Genomic DNA, 6728 nt, shown 5'->3' with positions numbered 1-6728 from the left:
AAAATTTACTGGTTCTGAATAAGGATTTGGGGATTTAGGGATTTGGGGGTCTAGGGAAAAGCCTATTAATTCGTGGTTCAACTTGGGAAATTTAATCAAAAGGAAAATTCGTCGAACTGACGTTGAATGACAATCTGAGAAACAATCAGTATATTTGAGTAGCAAAACATCCTACCTCATAAATTGTCTCTGACACCTTAGATTTAATTAAATGTTTTTTTATCAAGCCTATGGTTTGAATATTCGCTCTGACTTTTCACTTCCCGAATTAATTGAAGGAGGAACCGGAGAAGATCTCTATATTCAGCAAGAGAAGTTTATCCCTCCGTCCGATTTTAAAAAAACTTCGATTAAACGTCAAAATGTAGAGGTATTATTTGGAGGTAATCCCAAAGAAGCCTATTTACAATGGCCGGGAATAGCAACTCTTTTAGCTAAAGATGGTTGTAATCTCATTGTGGATCTTGATTCAGATGTGATCAATCCTCAATTACTAAGCCTCTATATATTAAGCGAAGCTTTAGGTCTGATTCTCTACCAAAGGGGTTTTTTCCTGCTTCATGCCAGTGCTGTACAGATAGCAAACCAAGTAATAGTCTTTGCTGGAGTTCCCGGCGCAGGTAAATCAACTACAGCAACTGCTTTTGCCAAAGCTGGCTATAAAGTTTTATCCGATGATATGGTGGCAATTTCTTTGGCTGAAACAGGTAAGCCAATGGTCTATCCAGCTTTTCCTCAGCTTAAAATTTGGCCATCAGCAGCTAGAGGACTGGGTTATGATTTACCTTCTTTACCTAGATTATTTTCAGGTTCAAGAAAACGAATCATTAGAGACCAAAATGATTTTCCTCTAAAGCCATTGCCTTTATCTCATATTTTCTTTCTAGAAACAGGGCGCAGATTAAGATTTAAATTAATCCAGGATGCCAATGCTTTTATGCTCTTAGCTCGTTTTTTTCCTCTTCCTGGAGCTATGCTACAAGGGAAAGAACTAGAGCATCATTTCCAGAAATCTATTCAATTGATGAATCAGATAGAGCTTTGGAAAATCAAAAATCCTCGAAGATTTCGAGCTCTCAAGAAATTAGTCAGTTTTGTGGAACAAGAGTTGGGGACAACTACAAAATTACTCGCTTAGTTATTGTTGATTGCGCAAATTTTAGTTGGATAATTATGTCTTATAAATTAGAAAGTTTGATCGCACCTTATACCATAGAAGAATTTTTTCAACATTATTACGAAAAAGAGTATTTTTATATCTCACGTCATGATGAGAATTATTATAATGGCATTCTAAATACTCAAGATATCGATTTATTTTTTCAGAATCAAAGCTTGCAAACTTCTGGGTTGAGAGTATGCAATAAAGGAGGAGAAATTCCGGCTTCTCAATGGAGAAGAGGATTATCTCAAATCGCTGACAATGACAAGCTATTTGTCTTATTAAATCAGGGTAATACCTTAATTATTAATAGTGGTAATAGTTCAATTATTAAACTTATTAATTATTGCCATGTCTTAGAAAATGAGCTGAATTTTCGCCTACAGTCCAATATTTATATTACGCCACCAGATGCCCAGGGATTTGCCTATCATTACGATGATCATGATGTTTTTATCATGCAGACCACAGGCACAAAGACCTGGAGATTGTATCATTCTCCGATAGAAATTCCGACTAAAAAACAAAACCATGCTAAGTTTATGAAGGGCAAGTATGAACTGGGTGAGCCAACATTTGAACAAGAAATAAAACCGGGAGATCTATTGTATATTCCCAGAGGATTGGTTCATGATGCGGTTACTACCGATCAAGCATCAGTGCATATTACTTTAGGATTGCATCCTAGTTATCGCTTTGAACTACTACAGGAAATAGTCAACCTTGCCCAAGATAATTTGTTATTTAGAAAGGCAATTCCCAATCCTTTTACTCCTGAGTATCAGAAAAAAGCTTTTAAAGCGGAATTCAAGCAACTATGTCATGATTTTATTGATAATGTTGATATCGGCTCATTATTAGAAACTAAGTTCGACAATTTTCTAGCCAGCCAAACTTCCGAAGATCAAAATAGATTTTTTGATTCGATACAAGTCCATAAACTAAATTTGAATTCTGTATTGTCGAGAAGAGAGAATATTGTATATAAGCTAGAAAAAGATGACGAAGAAATTCATGTCAAATTTTATCGTAAGACGTTAGATTTTCCCCTATTTACCGAATTTTCTCTACAAACTTTACTAAAAGAAGATTCTTTTGCCGTCAAAGATATTGGTGGCCTCATTAGTGAAAATGGGAAGATTGAATTGGCAACTAAATTTGTCCGGGAAGGATTGCTGAGGATTGAAAAAATCAATGATTAATCTTGAGGGTAAATTTGTCGTCCTGATGCAACTATGATAGGCTGTTGATCTCCAGAAAATTGATATTGGGAATTAGCGGATCTTCTACTAACCCGATTCCCTGGTAACTCCAGCGCTTCAATAATGCTTTGAGCTGAGTTGGCGATAATGATTCGACACTAAGGCGATCGCGGAAATCTTGAGCATGGGTATTAAGATAAGACAAAGCTTCATAGTCTACTTTAAATACCAATAAGTAATTAGCTTCCTTTGGCTCTTGTTCCTGGGGAATCCTCGCGACTAGATATTTACCATCTTTTAAAGAACGAATGACATAATTAATCTGGGGCACCATGGGAACTACTTAATGATGTGAACTGTAAATTTTGAACCTTATGAATCACCAAACCATAATAGTTTGTCTAGAAGAAGTATCAAAAATTTACGGTAGTGGGAATACTACAGTACATGCTCTAGACAAAGTAAACCTAATCATAAACCAAGGTGAATATTGTTCTATTATGGGCGCTTCCGGTTCAGGAAAATCTACGGTGATGAATATTATTGGCTGTTTAGACCGTCCTACCTCGGGGAAATATTATCTGGATCAGCTTGATGTTTCCCAACTCGAAGACGACCAGTTAGCGATGATTCGCAATCATAAGATTGGTTTTGTCTTTCAGCAATTTCATCTTCTGCCCCAAATGACTGCTTTGGAAAATGTCATGCTCCCGATGATCTATGCGGGGATTCCCCCCACCGTTAGATGCGATCGCGCCAAGGCCGCCTTAATTAAATTGGGCTTAGGCGATCGGCTACATAATAAACCCAATCAACTTTCTGGAGGACAGCAACAAAGGGTCGCTATTTCTAGGGCGATCGTCAATGAACCATTACTGTTACTCGCGGATGAGCCTACAGGAGCACTAGACTCTCGCACAACCCAAGAAGTTCTAGAAATTTTTCAGGAGCTGCACAATAGCGGGATCACTGTCGTCATGGTCACTCACGAGCCAGAAGTCGCCCGTCAAACCCAAAGAATTATCTGGTTTAAAGACGGGAAGGTCGTCCATCCCAATCTCACTCCTCAGCAAATGCTAGAAACACTCACCAACTGAAGCCCTTAACAAATAATTGAATGATGAACCAAATCTTAAAAAAATATAACTAATTATTAAGTAGTACGCCGTTCTCATAGAATGATATTATGCTGGATTAAGAAATCTGTATTTTTGTATACTAATATTTATAAAATACCTGTAGACAAAAGATCGTTTGTAAATGAGGGGCAATCAGTAGACTTGTGAGTCCATATCAAATGGTAAATTCAAATCAAAGCTTGGAAGAAGACTTGCCAACTGGTTACAACCAAAAGGAAATCTCCAGATATTATCGTTATCGACCTTGGTTAGTGATCTGGCGTGCCATTAAAATCATCTGGTTCTTTGGAAGTTTTTTTCTCCTTCTGCAATGGGATCGCTGGACAAACCAACCAGTAGCCACATCGCAACGCAGAGCTACCCAGCTAAAAAATATTTTAACTAGCCTCGGCCCCACATTCATTAAAGTAGGACAAGCTTTGTCCACCAGACCAGATTTGATTCGTCGAGATTTTCTGGATGAATTAATTAAACTCCAAGATGATTTGCCACCCTTTGATAGTCATACTGCCTTCAATATTATTGAAAGTCAGTTGGGTTGCACCATAGACCAAGTTTATCGAGAATTGTCTCCTAATCCTGTCGCAGCCGCCAGCCTAGGGCAAGTGTATCGAGGTGTTCTGTACTCAGGGGAAGAAGTTGCGGTCAAGGTGCAACGACCTAATCTACGTCCTTTACTTTCATTGGATCTATGTCTAATGCGCTGGGGTGCTGGCTGGTTAGGGCCTTGGCTGCCTCTCAATTTAGGACATGATCTGACGTTGATAGTTGATGAATTTGGCACCAAGTTATTTGAAGAAATCGACTATGTCAACGAGGCGAAAAACGCCGACAAATTCGCCGAGAATTTTAAAGATGACCCCGAAGTTAAGGTGCCCCTGATTTATCACGAATACAGTCGGGGTGCAGTCTTAACTTTAGAATGGATTAATGGCTTCAAACTAACTGATCTCGATGCCGTCAGAGCTGCGGGATTAGACCCTGATGATCTGATTCGCATTGGGGTGACTTCTGGTTTGCGCCAATTACTAGAGCATGGTTTTTTCCATGCTGATCCCCATCCCGGAAATCTCTTTGCAACCCCCGATGGTCGCATGGCATATATTGATTTTGGCATGATGGATCAGTTGGATGAAAATACCAAAGAAACCCTCGCTAGTGCAGTTGTGCAGCTCATAAATCGTGACTACCAAGCTTTAGCCAAGGATTTTGTTAACTTAGGTTTTCTGACTCCTGATATTGACATCAATCCGATTATTCCGGCATTGGAGAAGGTATTGGGACAAGCGATCGGCGAAAGTGTCGCGGATTTCAATTTCAAAACCATTACAGACGAGTTTTCGGAGTTGATGTATGAATATCCTTTTCGAGTTCCTGCGAAATTTGCGCTGATCATTCGTTCTTTGATTACTCAAGAAGGTTTGGCCCTAAGTCTCAATTCCCAATTTAAGATTGTTGAGGTTTCTTATCCCTATGTTTCTCGTCGTCTATTAACTGGAGAATCACCCCAATTGCGGAAACGTCTGTTGGAAGTGTTGATTCAAGACGGCAAGTTCCAATGGCAAAGATTGGAGAATATGATTGCGATCGCTCGTGCCGATCAAGCTTTCGATCTTTTACCAACTGCTCAGTTAGGTCTGCAATATTTGATGTCAGAAGAAGGGCAATATCTAAGAGATCAGCTTTTGCGAGCTTTAACAGAAGACGAAAGGCTACATACTGAAGAAGTACAAAGAATTTGGAGCTTAATTCAAGAAGATTTAAAACCCCAAAAGATTTTTGGCTTAGCTGTTAGTGCCTTTCGCGACTTTTCTTCCGAAAGTGTCGCGGCATTACTGCCAACGGCGATCGCTTTTCGTTGAAGAATAGAAAATTGGGGAATTTCGCGTTCAATTGCGCTTTCTTAGTAAATTTGGGGTTAAATAGGCTATCTATGTCTGGTTTATAGCCTTTTCCTCAAAACAAAGTTGGTGGCCCACTAGCCTAGACTAAAACTAATAAGACCTACAATTGATTATTTCCTTGTGATTTGATTTTTGATTGCTCTTGATAATAATCCTTAAGTTTCTCTTGCAACTTTTCATAAATGCGCTTGCATTATGAACAAAAAATTCTTTTCCAAAGCTAATAATGTCTTTAAAGAGTGATTAATCTATGTTTAAAAAGCCATCTTAAAATAACCAATTAGCAATTGACCAGAAATCGTTCAATATCCTCAAAAGATTGAAAATCAAGCAATTCCTCAGTCAAACAATCAAGCTGCTCAGAATTCAACGCAGAAATTTTATTAGTAATAGCAGAATCAAGAGTGCCAAATTTACGATTTAGCAGACGCAAGATAGTAGAAACTCTACCCTCTAATAAGCCCTCTTGCCGACCTTCCTGCCGACCTTTAGCAATACCCCGCTGTTCCCAAGAAGTTGTTAACTGCATAATTTATTCCTGTTCCTCCAAATTAATTGTATCTAACTGAGACTGGAAAGCTTGCTCTTCGATGGCATCAAGATTCAAATAAGTATCAACAAATCCAGAAATAAGCTGCATCCTAGCAGGATCAATTTCAAGAGAAACCAGCAACCGCAAGCACTCAAGCTTAACCCTAAGTCTATCCTCCTGAGCAATATTCATCTTACTCATCAAAGCAGCAGCTACAGGATTTCGATTCTCCACAAAATCACGCCAATCAAATTGATTAAGCTGAACTATTTCATAATCAAAAGCAAGCACTCGCTTATCAGGAAAATCAACAGTAAAACTGCTAGCATCAATTCTCAAAGGAGAATCATAAAAAAAACCACAATCGGGTAAATCGGAGCATTATACTTCAGAAACAAAGTACAAAAATACTTAAAGAAACGTCGATTAAAATCAGACTTACTAGAAGACTCATTCTCCACATGAATTAAGAAAGTAGAATCCTCACCCTTAAACTTAGCTAGAGCGACAATATCCAGAATTTTCTTGCGACCACTAGTGATATTGGCAAACAATTCCTTATCAACAAAAGAAATCGAATCAGGATCAAAATATTCAACGATGGCGGGAAAAAATAAATCGAGAAATTCAACAAAAAAGGTTGTTAGCAGTTCCTTAAATAGTTGATCGTGATTTGTCTTCATATTTACAGTGCAAATCGGGATGACAGGATTTGAACCTGCGACCCCCGCTTCCCGAAAGCGGTGCGCTACCAAGCTGCGCTACATCCCGTGATTATCCCACATACTA

General features: G+C 38.6%; 8 protein-coding genes and 1 tRNA gene. 4 read left to right on the top strand and 5 right to left on the bottom strand.

Going from position 1 to position 6728, the window contains the following annotated elements; translation table 11 throughout:
• Positions 1-211 precede the first annotated feature (211 nt).
• Both XEN7305_RS17220 and XEN7305_RS17215 read left to right on the top strand, forming a co-directional pair.
• Positions 212-1138, top strand: a complete 927-nt coding sequence (locus tag XEN7305_RS17220; RefSeq protein WP_006510761.1) for a hypothetical protein — start codon at positions 212-214, stop codon at positions 1136-1138.
• A gap of 35 nt (positions 1139-1173) precedes the next feature.
• The gene (locus XEN7305_RS17215; protein ID WP_006510760.1) at positions 1174-2364 is read left to right on the top strand and encodes a cupin domain-containing protein; all 1191 of its coding nucleotides are present in this window, start codon (positions 1174-1176) and stop codon (positions 2362-2364) included.
• A gap of 31 nt (positions 2365-2395) precedes the next feature.
• Here the strand turns inward: XEN7305_RS17215 and XEN7305_RS17210 are convergent, their stop codons facing one another.
• A complete protein-coding gene (locus XEN7305_RS17210; RefSeq protein WP_006510759.1) occupies positions 2396-2698 on the bottom strand; it encodes a hypothetical protein in 303 nt (100 codons plus the stop codon).
• 40 nt (positions 2699-2738) lie between these two features.
• On the opposite strand from XEN7305_RS17210, the gene XEN7305_RS17205 reads away from it, so the two are divergent.
• Both XEN7305_RS17205 and XEN7305_RS17200 read left to right on the top strand, forming a co-directional pair.
• Positions 2739-3461, top strand: coding sequence for an ABC transporter ATP-binding protein (locus XEN7305_RS17205; protein WP_006510758.1), 723 nt, complete (start codon positions 2739-2741; stop codon positions 3459-3461).
• A gap of 185 nt (positions 3462-3646) precedes the next feature.
• Positions 3647-5365, top strand: coding sequence for an AarF/UbiB family protein (locus XEN7305_RS17200; RefSeq protein WP_173399705.1), 1719 nt, complete (start codon positions 3647-3649; stop codon positions 5363-5365).
• 322 nt (positions 5366-5687) lie between these two features.
• Here the strand turns inward: XEN7305_RS17200 and XEN7305_RS29830 are convergent, their stop codons facing one another.
• The 4 genes from XEN7305_RS29830 to XEN7305_RS17190 form a co-directional block, all read right to left on the bottom strand.
• Positions 5688-5936 carry a DUF4351 domain-containing protein gene (locus XEN7305_RS29830; protein WP_006510756.1) on the bottom strand — a complete coding sequence of 83 codons (249 nt, stop codon included), beginning with the start codon at positions 5934-5936 and terminating at the stop codon, positions 5688-5690.
• 3 nt (positions 5937-5939) lie between these two features.
• Entirely contained in the window at positions 5940-6278 is a 339-nt protein-coding gene (locus XEN7305_RS29825; protein WP_006510755.1) for a hypothetical protein, read from the bottom strand.
• Positions 6275-6622 (bottom strand): transposase, encoded by a 348-nt coding sequence (locus XEN7305_RS29820; RefSeq protein ID WP_006510754.1) that lies wholly within the window; start codon positions 6620-6622, stop codon positions 6275-6277. The genes XEN7305_RS29825 and XEN7305_RS29820 overlap by 4 nt, the downstream gene beginning before the upstream one ends.
• Before the next feature lie 14 nt (positions 6623-6636).
• Positions 6637-6710: transfer RNA gene (locus XEN7305_RS17190), tRNA-Pro, on the bottom strand.
• Between the last annotated feature and the right edge of the window lie 18 nt (positions 6711-6728).

The organism is Xenococcus sp. PCC 7305, assembly GCF_000332055.1.
GTDB lineage: Bacteria > Cyanobacteriota > Cyanobacteriia > Cyanobacteriales > Xenococcaceae > Xenococcus.
This window is presented reverse-complemented; position numbering and strand designations above follow the sequence as displayed.